Origin of the sequence: Coleofasciculus chthonoplastes PCC 7420 (assembly GCF_000155555.1) — a bacterium.
Lineage (GTDB): Bacteria > Cyanobacteriota > Cyanobacteriia > Cyanobacteriales > Coleofasciculaceae > Coleofasciculus > Coleofasciculus chthonoplastes_A.
Map to the genome: position 1 here is coordinate 109281 of NZ_DS989866.1, position 16787 is coordinate 126067.

Consider the following 16787-nt stretch of genomic DNA (forward strand, 5'->3'; position numbering starts at 1 on the left):
CGGCGACAAAATGATAAAAAAAGCTAAAGCTACACTGAGATTTCTATCTCAGGGATGAGAATGGATCTGACAGAGTTAGTAGTTTTTACTTATAACTACGATGGCTGCGCCTTTAAGCTTGCAGGGTTGTCTGCTGATACTCCCCCTAGTTTGGCTCATGACAGGGAGTGGGTTCAGGGCTACCGCTAATCCTGATCATGTTTTCACCTCAGCGACTGGGTTAGGGGAGGTGGAAATGCAACATCTGACTGATCCAGTTGTGCAGCTATCCCCTCCAAACAGTGAAGCCGAAGCCTCTTCGCTACTGGCTTCAGCTTGTCCGGATACCCATAAGTTTCACCAGCAACATTCTGCGATCGCGTTTCCAGTCGAAAATATTCCAGGGCTGACGATTAAGGTAATTGGCAATACAGTGTTTAGTCGTGAGGAAGTGATGGATGCGGTTAGGGAAGTGACTCAACCCCTAGAGAAGCGATATGTCACGGTAAGATTTTTGCTGACAGCACCGGAAAAATACACCCAACGAAAAGAGTTTGCTGACTTGAAGAACGTTCTGGAAAATTTACCGAATAATATTGCCGGAGCCATTACTGACCTTTATCTCACAAAGGGTTACATCAACTCTCAAGCAGAAGTTTCCAGCTTTGAGAATGGGGTTGTGGAAATTTGTGTGATTGAGGGAAGTTTAGAGCAAATTCAGATCTTTGAAATCATTGAGACTGAGGAGAGTGGAAGCCGCCAGATTACGGACAGTGAAAACCAAGAAGAAAATACAGAGGTTCAAAAAGTTGAAGTAACAGGACGATGGGCATCTTATATTCGCGATCGCATTCAATTGGGTACAGGGACTCCCCTGAATACGGCTGAACTGGAAGACCAACTGAGATTACTACGTGACGATCCCATTATCGGGGGTATAGAAGCGCGTTTAGTCGCAACTGGGGAGAGAGGGCAAACGAATCTCAATGTTCACTTCACTAAAGTGAATCCCTTTGAGGGTAGTGTACGTGCTGATAACTTCTCACCGCCGAGTGTTGGTTCTGAACGATTAGGCGTTGAGTTAAGCCATCGTAACTTAGCGGTTGTTGGAGATAGAATTTCCTTTTCCCGTTCGGCGACGTTGGGCGCTGATGTAGTGGATTTGGGCTATCGGCTGCCGCTCAATTCAATGAACGGTACACTGACACTGAGAATAGCACCGAATAGAAATGATATTATTCAGTCAGAGTTTGATGACTTTGATATTCGAGGAGAAACGGATCTATATGAAATTGTTTATCGTCAACCGTTGATACGCAAGCCTCGTGAAGAGTTTGCCTTATCCTTGGGTTTTACCTTCCAAGAGGGTCAGACGTTTATTTTTGATTCTTTAGGGATTCCCTTTGGCATTGGTCCGGATGAGGATGGGGTGAGTCGCACGAGTGTAATTCAGTTTGGACAAGAGTATCTGCGTCGTTCATCGCGAGGGGCGTGGTTTTTGGGTTCACAGTTTAGTTTTGGGACGGGTTTCTTTGATGCGACTGCAAATGAGGGGGAGGTTCCAGATGGACAGTTCTTGAGTTGGTTGGGTCAAGTGCAACGGGTGCAACGAATTAGTGGGAACCACTTGTTGGTTGTTCAGGCTGAATTACAATTGACACCGGGTAGTTTATTACCCGCTCAACAGTTTGTGATTGGTGGAGGTCAATCAGTGCGGGGTTATCGACAGAATGTGCGCTCTGGGGATAATGGGTTTCGCTTCTCAATTGAAGATAGAATTACTCTTGAACGCAATCAAACTGGTGTTTCAACCTTACTACTAGCTCCCTTTTTTGATGCAGGCATTGTCTGGAATCATCCTGATAACCCGAATCAGTTACCATCAGATCGTTTCTTAGCTGCTCTTGGTTTGGGATTAATTGTGCAGCCAGAGTCGCAACTGAGCTTTCGTTTCGACTGGGGCATTCCTTTAAATTTGCTAGATGACCGGGATGATAACTTCCAGGATCTTGGATACTACTTTAGTGTTAACTATCGTTTTTAGGAGTTGCCTATTGGTATTTAACCTTTTAGAGCCACCTAGATCTTCTTAAAATACGGTTTGATAAGATTGATTAATGCTACTCCAAAACTAATCAAATTAAATAATGTTTACTTCATTAAATCAAGCAATAAAAAACTATAGAATTAAGCTAGAGGCACTTGAAAAAGCATCTAAATATTCAACAAATAAAATAAAGTTTACAATTTTATATGCTCGATTAAAACGCTGGTGCAAAGCACTCAAAGCAGAGATTTTTCGATCTTCATACAAAACAATTTTTGCCGTCGTATTTACGCAATTTAGATATTTACCTACAGCCTTAAAAGCAAATGTTCATCAACCATCAGATAAGCAAAAGCGAGTGATAGATGTCTTACTTGCTCGTGATGCCGTTGAAGCTATCCAACTTGAGAAAAACCAGGATTCCCCAGATACTCTACTCACTCTGATTGACCTAGACAAGCGCTTGAGAGAACAGGCAAAGTTTATTGCCCAAACCGTAGAGCTACCTGAATGGCGTAAAAGCCTGAAGCTTCCACCTAAAGCATGGTGGTGGTTTTTCCCCCCTCCTGTCCATCCACAGGATCGTTTTGATTGGTCGTGGAGTGGATTATCTGTCCTATTCTTCACGGCTTCTCTTGGGCTTTTGGTAAATATTTCCTCTCGTGTTTTAACAGGCGGACCTGATTTATTGGGAGCTTTGGCAATTAGTGTTCAGAGTGTGTTGACACTTTTGGCAGCTAAAGGCGCACTAACCGAGTCAGGTAAGGAAGGAATAAAACAGTTTCTCGAAAACTGCAATCTATCTAAGCACTGGTGGCAAGAGATTAAATTGGGTTTAGCATTATTAGTCTGTGTAATTTTAGGAACTATCTACTGGGTGTTGCCTAGATTCGCCGAGCCTTATCGTCAACACGGATATCAAGAATACCAAGCTGGTCGTTTAGCGAGTGCTGAATCAGATTACAAACGCGCTTTGGCAATGAATCCAGATGATGCAAAAACACATTTCTATCTGGGTTTGCTTTACGAAGAGTTACAAGATTTTAAGCGTGCCAGCACAGAATACAAATATGCTATACAAGGTGGTTACCAAACAGCTTTTAACAACTTAGCTCGCTTGTATATTCTCAAAAAAGATTATGCTAATGCTGGTGTCCTTCTGACACAGCTTAAGAAAAAGTCAATCGAAAATAAGCGTTTGGAGTACACTCTGTACAAGAACTTTGGCTGGTTGTATTTAGAAAAGAATTATCTCACTCTTGCTAAGGAACATCTAAATATAGCAATTTATCTGGCTGATCAGTTGCCCCCAAGTCTTGATGAACGCCCAGGTTCTGCCCATTGTCTACTAGCACAGGTGCTAAATAAGGAAAACGATAATACTAAGGAGGAACAAAAACAATGGGAATACTGTATTTCTGACAGTCCTGAAGAATTTCCTGAGGAAGTTATCTGGTTGGCAATGGCTAAGGAACGACTGCTAGAACTCAAAACTGTTCAGGTGAAATAGGAGAAATAAAGCTATGACATAACTCCATGTACAAAATTTTGGACTTTATTACAACGTATCTACTCTGAGAAACATCATGAACTATAAAATACCTGTCGCGATTGCTGTTACTCTGATACAAACAACAGCGCTCAGATTCACTGCTATTTCATCCACCCCTGATATAGAACTAATTCAAGCTGAAGACGAAGTAATTCTCCTCCGGGGAGATTCGGAGACATCAATCAAAACAGGGGAAGTACTTCAGCCGGGTGATATACTAATACCATCGTCAATTGTGAAGATTCGCTGCCCTAATGGGGCTAAACCACTATTACCTGCCAATGTATCATCGGGCGTAAACAGCACTTGCCACCTATCTAATAGACAAGATGAGCGTCTTACAATTATTAGATATAGACTGGGTGGAAGTAATCCAGAAATTCCATACACACTTAGTCCTCGCATGACTTATCTGCTCGATGAGAGACCAACTTTTCATTGGAATGAAGTACCGGGAGCAACCAGCTATACCGTAAAAGTGTTAGGACCGGGAGGGATCATCTGGTGGGAAAATCCAGCAAAAGTTACTTCTACGGAGCTAAAGTATCCTAATGATGCCCCTTTTTTAACACAGGGAGTTCAATTTTTATTGACTGTTACAACAGATCAGAACAGATCCTCACTTGAAGATGATGGTTCTGGAGGCTGTTTCGGCTTTGAAATCCTTCCAGAAAATAAGCGGAAAGAAGTACGCAAGAGAGTAGTAGACATTAACAATTCAAGCTTGACGGATGAAAATAAGGCACTTGCCCTAGCTGGAGTTTACAGTACTGAATATTTAATAACTGATGCGATTAAAGAACTCAGACAACTAGAAGGAGCCAAAACACCATTTGTGTACAGCAGGCTGGGGAAACTCTATGCAGAATCCGGACTCAACTTGCTAGCTGAGGATTACTATTCCAAGGCAATCGAGCGCTTTGACCCTATCGGGCATAGCTACAACCTAGCGGAAGCACAAGCTGGTTTAGCAGGAGCCAAGCTCATTCTAGGCAAGCAAGAAGAGGCAGAACAACTAGAAACCAAAGCCAAAGCTGGATATGAAGTTTTTGGAGAGCGTGAAAGCGCCAAAGATATAGAAAACGCACTGACAGAATTGAGAACAAAATTAAGAGAGCAAGCGGAAAATAATTGTCAGTCTAATCCAAATAAGAGTGTTATTATAATTACACCGCGAAATAATTGACTGCAAGATTCTAAGCGATTCGGCATTTACAGCGTATTGCAAGTTCGTGAGGTACAGTTTTTACCCTCTGATCAAGTAGTAGCACTATGTAGGTGTACTTCATTTACCTGCAATCTGCTGTAAATCTTAATGTCAATAATGACGAATCCTTGTAGTGCGAGCATCTTGCTCGCTACTAATACCCAATTTAAATGCATGACAGCTTACTGCCAAACTACTATTACCAAGGATTGCCAATCACTGTGAAACCACTCCAGTAATAAGGATGAGTAAATACTTGATCTTCTAGATTCCTTAGCAACTTAGAGGGTAGAGGATAGCTACTACTACTCGTTACGATCTGACCTCCCTCCAATCGCACTTCACCTCGGCTCATCGCTAGCTGAGCTTGTTGTAATGCCTTAGCCTTAATCGGAATTTCAGTTTCTCCCATTTTCTCGTAGAAGGAGATCATGAGCGCCAGTGTACCAAGATCACTGACAGCCCATAAACTTCCCAATGCTGACTTGACACCAGCCCGTTTAGCAAACCCAGCAAATCCCAATTCCGACTCTGAGTCACCCATCACTGTGCGACAAGCACTTAACACCAACAGTTCAACTAATGGGTCATTTAAATTTAGCTGACTGAGTTGATCAAATGTTAGCTTCTTACTATTACCCAAGCGAATGTATGAATTAACAGGATCTCCCGGTTGGAAGTTGGCATGAGTTGCCAAATGAACAATACGAAATTCTGGTGTTCGCTCCTTGGTTAGATTTTCTAGGTTGAAGTCTTCGTTGAGAAACTCTTTACCTGACCAAATTTGTTGAGTAATTACACCTAGTTCTACAGGTACTGCTGGTAACGATTCTTCTCCACTTGTAAACTTTTCAGCCCCCATAGCTAAAACTTGAAAGTCCTGAATATTGACATAGCGAGTATCAGTAAGGCTTAGGCTAGGCATTAAACCCACGCTATACTTGTTTAAAATTGACAATCCTTCTTTATCGTAAAGTGCTGCTAGAGGCAGCGACCTAAGACCACTATCCATGATGAAAACTAGGTTCTCAATTTGTTGATCTTGTAAATCTGGCTCGATGGATTCAATTAACCATTGATATATCTTATTAGCCGATTCTATGTAGTCATTTTTATGATTTTTATTGTCTAAAACAAGCCCTTGAAATTGGTTAATTGTTGCCAGAATATAATTTGCAGATACATCTGCTATTCGTTTCCGAATTGGTTTTTCGTTAGCTGTTACTACAACTATTCGTAACTGATCTTCAACTTCAGGACGAAGATTGCGCCTAATCTTACTCTGAGCTGTTTTATCCACCACTAATCCTTGTTCGCCGAACTCCCACACCTCTAGCTCTGAGGATAGCTCTGATGACTGACTTTGGTATTGAAATAGTGGATTAATTGGAGCAAAAAAAACATAAATCAGTGCTGATTTAACTCCTGTTTGCTCCTCAATCGCCCGAAGTTCTTCCTGAGCATCCTCTAGTGTTTTAATCGGAGTACCAGACTGTCCTAGATACTGCTCAAACTCACTGGTAAACAATTCCTCTAATTCAAAAACCAACTCTGGGAGAGGATTACTCGCCCTCAAGTTGCTGATTTCAAGATTACAGTCAGGTGGACAATTGCCAGCTATAAAAGAGTTGTCTTGAGGTGAATTAAAAGCGTTATCTTGAGGGACGAAATCAATATTACTAGGAGAAATACCTTGGCTGATAACATTTGGTAAAGACTGGGGTGGCAAAATCACAGAAGGTAGCGGCGAGACCACAAAAGAGTTATTTTGAGCAATGATCTGAATATCGCTTGGCGGAGTTCCCTGGCTATAAGAACCTGAAAAAGACTGGGGTGGCAGAATTGAATTATCAGTGCCAGTAGTAATAGCTCCAGCCGTTCCATTTAAAGAGGCATTTCCTACATCAAAGGCAATACCAACACCACCTCCATGTCGAATGATAACTTGACCTCCTTCACTCCCAGCAGCAGTGGAAATGCTGGTATCTATATTATTCTGGTCTGTAAACGTGCCTGTGGCGCTGAAAAATCCGTTGGCGGTAATGTCAACATCACCCCCCATCCCACTGTCTCCACCTTGAGCATTGATAGAGGTAACTTGAACATTTCCTTGAGCGTTAAGAGTTACGTTTCCACCGTTACCAATACTTTCATCACTTGCCGAACTGGTATTAATCTGTGCCGTGTTAATGTCATCCCCTGCCGAAAGTGCGATCGCTCCCCCATTCCCACTTGCTGAACTGGTATCAATCTGTGCCGTGTTAATGTCATCCCCTGCCGAAAGTGCGATCGCTCCCCCATTCCCACTTGCCGAACTTGTATCAATCTGTGCCGTATCGATATTACCAGCACTAGAAAATGAGATAGTTCCCCCATCTCCAGAAACCGAACTGGTATCAATCTGTTCCGTTTTAATCTCACCAGCACCAGACACAGTGACAGTTCCCCCATTTCCGGAATCCGAACTGGCATCTATCTTTGCCGTGTTAATCTCACTCACACCAGAAAGTGACAACGAGAGAGTGACCTGTCCCGAATCAGTATCAACAGTAACCTCATCAGCACTAGAAAAAGAGACAGTTCCCCCATTTCCGGAAACCGAACTCGCATCTATCTGTGCCGTGTTAATCTCACCAACACTAAACAAAGAGACAGTTCCCCCATTTCCGGAAACCGAACTGACATCTATCTGTTGCGTACTAATGTCATCAGGGGGAGAAAATGAGAACGTCATCTGTCCCGTATCAGTCCCATCAGCAATATCAACAAAACCGGAAAAAGAGACAGTTCCCCCATTTCCGGAAACCGAACTGGCATCAATCTGTGCCGTATTAATATCACTCGCACCCGAAAAAGAGATAGTCCCTCCATCTCCACTTTCAGCACTCGCATCAATTTCTGTCGTATTAATATCACCAGCACTAGAAAAAGAGATAGTTCCCCCATTTCCCGAAACCGAACTGGCATCAATCTGTGCTGTATTAATACCACTTGCACCCGAAAAGGAGATACTCCCTCCATTTCCCAAATCCGCACTCACATCAATCTCTGCTGTATTCACATCACCAGCATTAGAAAAGGAGATAGTTCCCCCACTCCCATCTCCACTTTCAGCACTCGCCTGAATCTCTGTTATATTCACATCACCAGCATCAGAAAAGGAGATAGTTCCCCCATTTCCGGAAACCGAACTGGCATCAATCTCTGCTGTATTAATACCACTTGCACCCAAAAAGGAGATACTCCCTCCATTTCCCAAATCCGCACTCACATCAATCTCTGCTGTATTCACATCACCAGCATTAGAAAAGGAGATAGTTCCCCCACTCCCATCTCCACTTTCAGCACTCGCCTTAATTTCAGCCGTGTTAATCTCATCAGCAGCAGACAGTGCGATCGCGCCAGCGTTGCCATTAATTGAAAAAGCCCAAATTTCTCCTGAACGGGTATCAATCGAACCATTGGTACTGGTTAGAGAAATTTGACCCCCGTTACCCGTTTTTGCACTAGAAATCAGTGTTCCCTCACCGTTTTCACCCAAAAGACCTGTGGTTGTGATATTACCTCCCGCTTGCAAGGTTATCGATCCAGCATCCCCTGTCGGATTAACGTAACTACCGATAGACTTAACCGTAATATTGCCCCCAGCTTGTAACGCTACAGAACCTCCCCTACCATCAGGCGTTACAGATAAGATATCTCCAGAACTCGTATCAATAGAACCATTCGTACTGATAAGAGAAATATCACCCCCATTGCCGCTACCATTAACACTCACCGACGTATTTATACTGGCGTCTGCTATATCAGTAACGCCTGCTGAGATATTTTCCGGATCGACGAGTTCTACAAGAAAATTCTCTATCGTTGTGATATCCCCCGCCGCTTGCAACGTTACAGAACCAGCATTCCCTGTATTCACACTGGTATCAATACCATCAAACACAATCCCGCCCGTTGTCGCGGTTAACTCGACCGAACCACCTGCTGTAGTTAGGCGTGAATTAATCTGAATATCTCGACCCGCCTCAAAGCGAATCGTCTCACCAAACGTCTGATTGGTGAAATTCAAATTCGTCCCAGCCTGGGCAATAATATCCTGCTGCGCTTGCAGAAGAATATTACCCGTCAAAGCAGTCAATGCTGTGTCATCAATTTCAAAATCAACCGCATTCCCACCATCATTAAAGAGAATTTCTTCATCTACGCCAGGAGAAATCTGACCATTATCATCAGCCACCCCATCATTTGGCTCAATAATAATATCTCTAGGGTCGAGTAAAATAGTCCCATCTTGACCATTTGCCGCCGACACATCAACATAACCACTAAAGGCTAATGCGTCTTTTCCCGACACCTCAACAAAGCCACCATCCCCAGAATCACTCCCCCCACCAGCGCTAATATTGCCATTAAACCCAGTGGCGTCATCCGCCCAAACAATCACCTGTCCCCCATTCCCTTCAACCAGCGCATCCGCATTAATCCTCGAATCTGCACTAACAACCGTCCGCGACGCATTCGGTATAGTACCCTGACCTTGATAATCCCCTCCCACTCTCACCAATCCACCGCCGTTTGTACCCGAAGCATCCACCGTAGCCCCGAATACACCAACGCGCTGACCTAAAATATTCACCTCACCGCCAACTTTGCCTACACCTGAATTAGAGACATCTAGGCTACCAGAAGCGTAGGCGAAGCCAGCCGTAGGCATCGCACTTCCTTGAGTTGTGGGTATCCTTGTCCCAGACTCCCCTAACTGCACCGTACCATCCGCATTTGCCGTTAATCCCGTCTCCATACCCGTCGCCCCAACCGTCAGCAAATCCGGTAAATCCCGCGCGGTAAACGATAACAGTTGTCCATCCACTGTCCGAGGTGCTTCAATTTCCAAACTCAACAAATGTCCCGACTGACGAATCCGGACTCGGTTTTTCCCCGGTACAGCCGCGATCGTAATCGTCCCTCCAGGCGCCCGAATTTCTCCCGTATTGACCACAGTACCACCCAGCAGGGTTAACGTTTGACCTTCTAGCACCTCCAAGTTACCCGCATTAATAATACTTCCCGGTTGCATCGAATCAAACGCAAACTGACTCGGTGTACCGATTAAATTCGAGTAGTCATTCTCACCCCACCCATTGAACCAATACCCATTCTCAAAACCCACACCCGTCGCCGTTGTCAGCGTAAACGCCGCCGGAACATTAATTTGAGCCTCTGAACCCAGCACCCAACCCGCCGGATTCATCAACACTAAATTAGAATTACCCCCCATAACCTGAATTAACCCATTAATCTGGGAAGGATCACCGCCAACAACTCGCCCGATAATATGCTGAATCGTAGGATCTGATAAAAAATTGGCAATCTGACCCGAATCTAAGCCAAACTGCTCAAAACTGTGGAACAGATTTGCCCCATCTCCCGAAAACGTGCCACCGTGGATATCGAAGCGGTTTCCATCCGGTGTTACCATCGTCCCCGTGCCATCTGCTGCTGGAGTAATAGATTGAGCATAGGTTGAGGAAGGAGCGAGCATTCCTGCCAACAAGAGAAGCAGAAAAGTCCAAAGCGGGCGAACTTTAGGATACGGCATGGTTCAATAACCTTTTACGCTCTCTAACGAAAAGTTTCCCCCATAAACTGACTTTTTTTGCCAAACGACCAAAAATCTTAACAAATAGGACTTACACAAATCCTTTATGTGTAGGGTGTGTTAGCGTAGCTTAACGCACCTTTTCCTCCATAAGTGGTGTAGCTGCGTAAGTCCTGACAAATCCTGCGTCTTCTTCTCTAGAGGCATCATTGTAGAGACGTTCCATGGAACGTCTCTACATAAATCATCTGTCCTAACAGCTATATCGCTACCCATTTCAAATTTTAATGCGTAATAGTTTAGCCGAGGTAATGGTGTGTTACGCTACTGCGACGAAATGATAAAAAAGCTAAAGCTACGCTGAGATCTCTATCTCAGGGATGAGAATGGATCTCAAAGAATGAGTAGCAGGACTTACGCAACTGTCACACGCGATCGCGAAGCGTGTGCGGTAACTGCATGATTCCGTTCCATCTGATGCAGAATCGCTTATCCTTAGAATCAGAATAATCCAATTTCCTCCAACCGAAACCGATGAGTCTGGTCATACCGAATGACATCCTCCAAGCCACCAAGATGACTAAGGATGAACTAAAGCTAGAGATTGCCATCATGCTGTACAAACAAGAAAAAATCAGCAGTGGCAAAGTCCGCACCTGGACTGGACTGACCGTAATTGAGTTCCAACACGAATTAGCCAAACGAGGACTTTGTATCAACTATGATGTAGAGGATTTTCAGTCGGATATTCAAACCTTGCAGTCAATGGGCTTACTATGATTGTTGTCAGTGATACTTCACCCATCACCAATCTGGCAGCAATTGGTCAGCTCGATTTATTGCGGCAACTCTATAAAACCATCATTATTCCGCAAGCTGTTTATGATGAAATGGTGGCAGTGAATAAAATTGTTCCTGGTGCAGTTGAAGTACAGTCTCTATCTTGGATTCAGACTAAGACAGTCGCTGATGTTCAAAGAGTGACAGATATTCAAACTAGCCAGAACAATATTGATTTGGGTGAAGCCGAAGCAATCATTTTAGCGCTGGAATTGAAAGCTAACCTACTCCTGATGGATGAGCGGCGTGGTAGAGCGTTGGCAACTAATTATGGACTTAACGTAACTGGATTATTAGGCGTTCTACTACAAGCTAAACAGAATGGTTTCATTCCCACGGTCAAGCCTCTGATAGATCGGTTGATGGGGGAGTTAGATTTTCGGGTAAGTAGTCAGTTGTATGCAACAATCCTACAAGCGGCGGGTGAGTAGCTAACTTTACCGCGACTGTTTCATGAGGTCTAGTGGGTTCCCTATCAATTAATTCTCCATTATGTTCCAGTTAACTTTCCACATCCGTATCAATTTCCACGTCGAGGGTTTCTTCATCAATCCGGACATACAAAATATTCGGTTGACAACAAACCTGACAATCCTCAACATAGGATTGCTGAGAGCCTGCACTAATATCAATAAAGGTGACATTGGCTTCGCCACAGTAGGCACAACTGTATTCCGCTGTATTTTCCATAATAAATGGCATATCTAACTTGGTAGATTAGCATAACGTGAAACCGTAGGGGCGCACCGACGTGCGCCCAAAAAGATACCGACGTGCGCCCAAAAAACCTAAAATCTATGTCACTATTTTAGCCCTGTCATGCCCCTAATATTAAGACGAATGGCGCTGACTTAAGGCTGGTGGGTTTCGACTTCGCAAGAGCCCACGATGGCGGACTAACCCAGCTAAAATGGTGCGATAGATTGGCTTCGTAGTGAGGGAACCTCAGCCTTTTCCAGCTAGGCGTTAGAGAACTAAAGTTCTCACTACAAACAAAGCCCTATTTTAAGTGGGTCAACCCACCCTACGGTATATTAAGGTTTCATTTATCCAGAAATGCTTATTGAGCGTGCCATTCACATTAGGACTGATGATTGCGTTCCCAGAGTTGATGGAGAATTTGGACATGAACCTCGCGAGTAATCGGATAAAAATAGCTAAAAACCAAACCGCAAAGTAAGATCAATGTCGGTAACGGACCAATAATCATCCGGATGGCAAACAACGCCGACTCTGGTTGTACAGGATTAGGTTCTCCCGCCACACTGGAAATAAACCCTGCCCAGTCGAGTATTTTTCCCACTAAAAACAGGGCGATCGCAAACCCCATTTTCTGAAACAATACCATGAACCCATAGAAAATCCCCTCCCGTCGTTGTCCGCTATTGAGTTCATCGAGATCCACAACATCGGGTAACATTGACCAGGGAATTAGATAAGCCGTAGCAATACCAAATCCTGCCAATACAGCCAAACCATAGAGTAAACCCACTTGACCCGGTTGTAGGAAAAATAAGCCAGCTTCCGCCAGAATTAACAACGGCATCCCGATTAAATAAACCGCTTTTTTCCCCAACCGCTTACTCACAAAACTCCAGATAAACATCATCGCCAGTGCCGTTCCTTGAACCGCGATCGCGACTTGGGTAAAGTGGTGATCGGGTAATCCCATCCAGTTAATCACAAAGTAGGGCAAAATTGCGGCAGTAATCTGTACCCCTAACCAAGAACAAAGATAAATACCCATGACATACAAGAAAGGGCGATTAGTGAAGATATAGCCAATTTGTGATCGCCAGGGTAACGATGGGCGTACCGACTCATTCACTGTCTCTGGTTCTTGCTGATTGAGGACAACCCGATGAGTTCCTAAAACACTGACGTAGGCAGATACAACAGCGCAAGTAGCACAGACAATTCCTAACACTAAATATTTTTGGCTAGGGTGTTCCACTACAGAAAAGATAACTTGAGCCAAAACTAATGCCAAAATTGCGCCACCGACAGAAAATGCCGATTTAAAACTGATCAAGCTAGTCCGCTCATGATAATCTTGAGTCAGTTCGGGAGCTAGGGCAGAGAAGGGCAGCAGCACTGATGTAAATGCAGCATAAAATAAAACCCCTAAAACACCGTAGTAGCCGAATAACGCCTGCTGATTCAACGTAGCATCCTGACTAAACGTCGGCACAATCCACAGCAACATAAAAAAGAGTCCCAAAGGAACCGCGCCACAAACAATCCACGGATAACGCCGTCCCCAAGGTGAACGGGTGTGATCACTCAGCCAGCCAATCAGCGGATCATTAATCGCATCCCAGGCTTTGCTAATCAGCATCACAGTACCCGCTTTACTCGCACTAAGTCCAGCGATATTCGTGAGAAAAAACAAGAAGAAAAAGGATAAAATATTGCCAGGAATCGCGGCTGATAACTCACCCACTCCATAGGTAAACTTGGTGGTAAAACGCAGCGTTTTAATCTCTGGCTTCGGTAAAGCGGATGAGGGAGACTGATCCATAGCGTCAACTTTAGAGTTTGTAGTAAGCGCTTTAGCGCTGATCTCTCATGGACTGACAACAAAGCCAAAGCCTTATTATTACTACCTTATACCGTGTAGACTATCTACTTTCCAAGTAGCGTGTCACCCCGTCAGGTTTATGGCACTCGCAGTGCCTACTACGAACGACGCGATCGCTTACCTCCCACACCCTGAAGACGCCAGTAACGCTCAGTAGCCTTTGGAGACTGCCGTTGTGCTTAGCATAAGAATCTTCATAATAATGCCTCCGTCGCAGGAAACTCCGTGTATGCGAGACCGGAGAGGAATGCGCGGTAGCGGTTTTAAACTCCTAAGCTTTCCACAGGTTATACTGATCTATTGTTGCTGCCGTAGTAATTTAACTCAGGACAGCATAACTGAGTCTTCTGTTGATGTTAAAACGAGAGTTAAAAAATACTAATCGTGAGGATTTATGACTATTTTGGATTCTAAAGGTCGTCTTTTTGGTAAAATCAGCCTTCTTGATCTAGGGGCTGTCTTGGTCATTTTATTAGTGATTGTGGGAATCTTTTTCATTCCAGGTACAGGTTCCGTCGCTCAGATACCTGGAAGCAGCGCCGAAAAATCTGTTGAAGTTGATTTGATTGTTCGAGGGTTGAGCGTGCGTAAGCCAGAGGATTTGATGTCTCAATTTAGAGAAGAAAAGAAAACAAATATCGTTATTCGCAATCAACCCTCTGGTCAGGTAGACATCATATCCGTAAAAGAATTGCCAAGACTGGTTATTGTACCTCAACCCGATGGCTCGGCTAAAGCACTACCCGATCCCAGACCTGACACCTTTAGCACTGATATACTAATGACCCTCGGTGGTCAAGCCACTATTACCAATGATGGTCCGGTTCTGGGAAATAGCAAGCTTAAAATTGGAACGCCTGTGGAATTAGAGGGTAAGGATTACAATTTCAACGCTAGCGTGATTGATGTCAGGGTTGAATGAAAGGGAACAGGGAATAGGGAGCATGTAGAGACGTAGCATGCTACGTCTGGGAGCTGGGGGAGATAATGACAAAAGACTAATGACAAAGGACTAATCTGCAATTCTGTCCTCAGACTTTAGCATTTTCAAATACTTTTGGATTAAACCAATTGTGACGGCTGGTAATTCGAGCTGAGGAGTCAATCCAACATCTTCAAGGGTTTGAAAGACTTGAACGGCTTTCGGATTGAGAGCCGCCAGTCGCTTGCCGATTTCTGGGCTGGTAAATTCCGATTTTTGTCCCCAGATAATTGCTGTGGGAGTGGTCAGTTGAGTAATGTACAGGGATAAGTCAAAGCACAAGTCTCCCCGCACAAACGACAGCGCTGCATATTCAGCATTGGGTTGTTGAGCTGAGGCTAAATAAGCCTCCACGATTTCTGAGTAAATTCGGCTGGAACGAGCAAATTGCCGACTTTCCAAGAAACTGCGGATACCGCCTTCAGTGGCGACACCAGTGCTGTAGAGGATGCGATCCAGAATCGGTGTGCTGATTAACTGAGCAAAAAAGCTACGTGTGTAGTCTTCCCCGAAATCAGAGAGTCCTGATGGAGTGGTGAGAATCAAAGACTTATACAGTTCAGGACGTGCGATCGCGGCTCGGATTGTCAAAGCGGCGGTTAGAGACGAAGCAATCACTGGTGTTCCTTGAGGACAGGTTTGCTCTAGGAATTCATTAATCGTGGTGATGTAGTCATCAATCTGATAATTGCGTTCAGGATGCTCTGAACGACCCCAACCGATGAGGTCAGGGGCTAAAACTCGATACTCACTAGCAAATGCCGGATAGACCTTTGACCACTCATACGCTGATGACCCGCCTCCAAAGCCATGCAAAAACACTAATGTTGGTCGTTCTTCTGGCTCAGGGGTTTCTGGGGTTTGCCACGGCATGTCGTCAGCCGTGTAGTATGTCATGCGTCCCAGTGAGGTCACTAAGGAGTGCTGTTTAAAACCGTTGGGTTCAATCATATCTCAATTTTATCGCTATTGCTATCATCCCTGATTCTAGGGTCGAGAGCCTCTGACTTTAAGTTGATTCCCTTAACCCGGAATCCTAGGTCAACGTGAGTCAATCTTTGAGAAAGGCGTTAAAATCATAAGTTTTGAACTGAGGGAACTTTTCTCAATATTATTTCATCGGAGGATTTTATGTGAGTGGACGTTTACACACAAAAGGGTACAAACTCATATCAGTAATCACCTAAAAAACACTTGTAGTTTTGAGTGAGACGGTTCCAGGGAGCATCATTGCGGCTGAGTTTCAATTTGAACATAACCAGCCTGTAGACGTGATTTGCCAGCAGAGCGGAGATATCTGGTGATTGTGAGAGCAGGAGATTTGAGCGGTGCTTGAAACCGAAAACTTGACATTTTTTCTAGGCTTATAGAGTTATAAGCTTTCCGTTGTTCGATCTCATCAATTTATTTATTTGTTGTTTAAAATCTGTTATAACAATGCAATGCAATTTACAGTTACAGGAAATTATAGATGATAACTTCATCAAGTCGCAAGCGGCGATCGCTTCTCCTGACTGGGATATAGCTGAATATGAGTCGAGTTTACTCGTGATAAGACCGAAGAGTGTCTGCCTTAATTTGGAAGCTTTAACCTGTTTTGAAGTGGTAGAGCATCAATTTCACCCGTTTGGAGTGACATTTAAAAACGCGATCGCTCTACAGCCATCAAACCCTGCCTATCCTCCCCGCTCTGGTACAATCGTACTCATGGCGGCACCTAAAAGCGGTTGGCTAGAAGCAACATTTTTGCAGCCGATTGCTCGGTTCTGCTGCTACGTCACCAGTTCCCAGCGAACGATCATGTCGGCTTACGACTCCCAGGGTATGCTTATTGATCAAGTGACGACTCAACCCAATTTAGCTGGATCAGATTCATCTACACCTCCCAATACCCAGCTACAGATTAATGCGCCGAATATCTCTCGCATTACATTCTATGCCTTTGACGGTCAACTGACCCTTGATGACTTAAGTTTTGAGTGTTGAGTGTTGAGTGT

11 protein-coding genes are annotated in these 16787 nt (G+C 44.2%); 7 read left to right on the forward strand and 4 right to left on the reverse strand.

From position 1 onward, the window contains the following. Positions 1-100 precede the first annotated feature (100 nt). The 3 genes from MC7420_RS28045 (at position 101) to MC7420_RS28055 (ending at position 4764) form a co-directional block, all read left to right on the forward strand. Positions 101-2023 carry a ShlB/FhaC/HecB family hemolysin secretion/activation protein gene (locus MC7420_RS28045; RefSeq protein ID WP_006104691.1) on the forward strand — a complete coding sequence of 641 codons (1923 nt, stop codon included), beginning with the start codon at positions 101-103 and terminating at the stop codon, positions 2021-2023. 103 nt (positions 2024-2126) lie between these two features. Continuing rightward, complete coding sequence (locus tag MC7420_RS28050) at positions 2127-3536, forward strand: tetratricopeptide repeat protein (protein ID WP_006104789.1); 1410 nt, start codon at positions 2127-2129, stop codon at positions 3534-3536. 76 nt (positions 3537-3612) lie between these two features. After that, the gene (locus tag MC7420_RS28055; protein WP_006104785.1) at positions 3613-4764 is read left to right on the forward strand and encodes a tetratricopeptide repeat protein; all 1152 of its coding nucleotides are present in this window, start codon (positions 3613-3615) and stop codon (positions 4762-4764) included. Positions 4765-4984: 220 nt separating this feature from the next. Here the strand turns inward: MC7420_RS28055 and MC7420_RS28060 are convergent, their stop codons facing one another. Further along, positions 4985-10387, reverse strand: a complete 5403-nt coding sequence (locus MC7420_RS28060) for a CHAT domain-containing protein (RefSeq protein WP_083799191.1) — start codon at positions 10385-10387, stop codon at positions 4985-4987. A gap of 534 nt (positions 10388-10921) precedes the next feature. Here MC7420_RS28060 and MC7420_RS28065 point away from each other — a divergent pair. Further along, positions 10922-11167, forward strand: coding sequence for a UPF0175 family protein (locus MC7420_RS28065; protein WP_006104686.1), 246 nt, complete (start codon positions 10922-10924; stop codon positions 11165-11167). Next, complete coding sequence (locus MC7420_RS28070; RefSeq protein ID WP_044210185.1) at positions 11164-11658, forward strand: DUF3368 domain-containing protein; 495 nt, start codon at positions 11164-11166, stop codon at positions 11656-11658. Before MC7420_RS28065 ends, MC7420_RS28070 begins: the two co-directional genes overlap by 4 nt. A 70-nt stretch (positions 11659-11728) precedes the next feature. On the opposite strand, the gene MC7420_RS28075 is transcribed toward MC7420_RS28070, so the two are convergent. Both MC7420_RS28075 and MC7420_RS28080 read right to left on the reverse strand, forming a co-directional pair. Next, a complete protein-coding gene (locus tag MC7420_RS28075) occupies positions 11729-11917 on the reverse strand; it encodes a CPXCG motif-containing cysteine-rich protein (protein ID WP_006104692.1) in 189 nt (62 codons plus the stop codon). Between the two features lie 391 nt (positions 11918-12308). Then, positions 12309-13748 (reverse strand): MFS transporter, encoded by a 1440-nt coding sequence (locus MC7420_RS28080; RefSeq protein ID WP_006104731.1) that lies wholly within the window; start codon positions 13746-13748, stop codon positions 12309-12311. Positions 13749-14202: 454 nt separating this feature from the next. On the opposite strand from MC7420_RS28080, the gene MC7420_RS28085 reads away from it, so the two are divergent. Continuing rightward, on the forward strand, positions 14203-14730 hold the full coding sequence (locus MC7420_RS28085) for a DUF4330 domain-containing protein (protein WP_006104725.1): 528 nt from the start codon (positions 14203-14205) through the stop codon (positions 14728-14730). 90 nt (positions 14731-14820) lie between these two features. On the opposite strand, the gene MC7420_RS28090 is transcribed toward MC7420_RS28085, so the two are convergent. Beyond that, on the reverse strand, positions 14821-15741 hold the full coding sequence (locus MC7420_RS28090) for an alpha/beta fold hydrolase (RefSeq protein ID WP_006104673.1): 921 nt from the start codon (positions 15739-15741) through the stop codon (positions 14821-14823). Between the two features lie 486 nt (positions 15742-16227). Here MC7420_RS28090 and MC7420_RS28095 point away from each other — a divergent pair, with 486 nt between their 5' ends. Continuing rightward, the gene (locus tag MC7420_RS28095) at positions 16228-16776 is read left to right on the forward strand and encodes a hypothetical protein (RefSeq protein ID WP_006104776.1); all 549 of its coding nucleotides are present in this window, start codon (positions 16228-16230) and stop codon (positions 16774-16776) included. Positions 16777-16787 lie beyond the last annotated feature (11 nt).

Bases quoted from the DNA above. Each gene is read 5' to 3' on its own strand.
- MC7420_RS28090 (WP_006104673.1), bottom strand. From the start codon at position 15,741: ATGATTGAACCCAACGGTTTTAAACAGCACTCCTTAGTGACCTCACTG.
- MC7420_RS28085 (WP_006104725.1), top strand. From the start codon at position 14,203: ATGACTATTTTGGATTCTAAAGGTCGTCTTTTTGGTAAAATCAGCCTT.
- MC7420_RS28055 (WP_006104785.1), top strand. From the start codon at position 3,613: ATGAACTATAAAATACCTGTCGCGATTGCTGTTACTCTGATACAAACA.
- MC7420_RS28070 (WP_044210185.1), top strand. From the start codon at position 11,164: ATGATTGTTGTCAGTGATACTTCACCCATCACCAATCTGGCAGCAATT.
- MC7420_RS28080 (WP_006104731.1), bottom strand. From the start codon at position 13,748: ATGGATCAGTCTCCCTCATCCGCTTTACCGAAGCCAGAGATTAAAACG.
- MC7420_RS28075 (WP_006104692.1), bottom strand. From the start codon at position 11,917: ATGGAAAATACAGCGGAATACAGTTGTGCCTACTGTGGCGAAGCCAAT.
- MC7420_RS28045 (WP_006104691.1), top strand. From the start codon at position 101: ATGGCTGCGCCTTTAAGCTTGCAGGGTTGTCTGCTGATACTCCCCCTA.
- MC7420_RS28050 (WP_006104789.1), top strand. From the start codon at position 2,127: ATGTTTACTTCATTAAATCAAGCAATAAAAAACTATAGAATTAAGCTA.
- MC7420_RS28060 (WP_083799191.1), bottom strand. From the start codon at position 10,387: ATGCCGTATCCTAAAGTTCGCCCGCTTTGGACTTTTCTGCTTCTCTTG.
- MC7420_RS28065 (WP_006104686.1), top strand. From the start codon at position 10,922: ATGAGTCTGGTCATACCGAATGACATCCTCCAAGCCACCAAGATGACT.
- MC7420_RS28095 (WP_006104776.1), top strand. From the start codon at position 16,228: ATGCAATGCAATTTACAGTTACAGGAAATTATAGATGATAACTTCATC.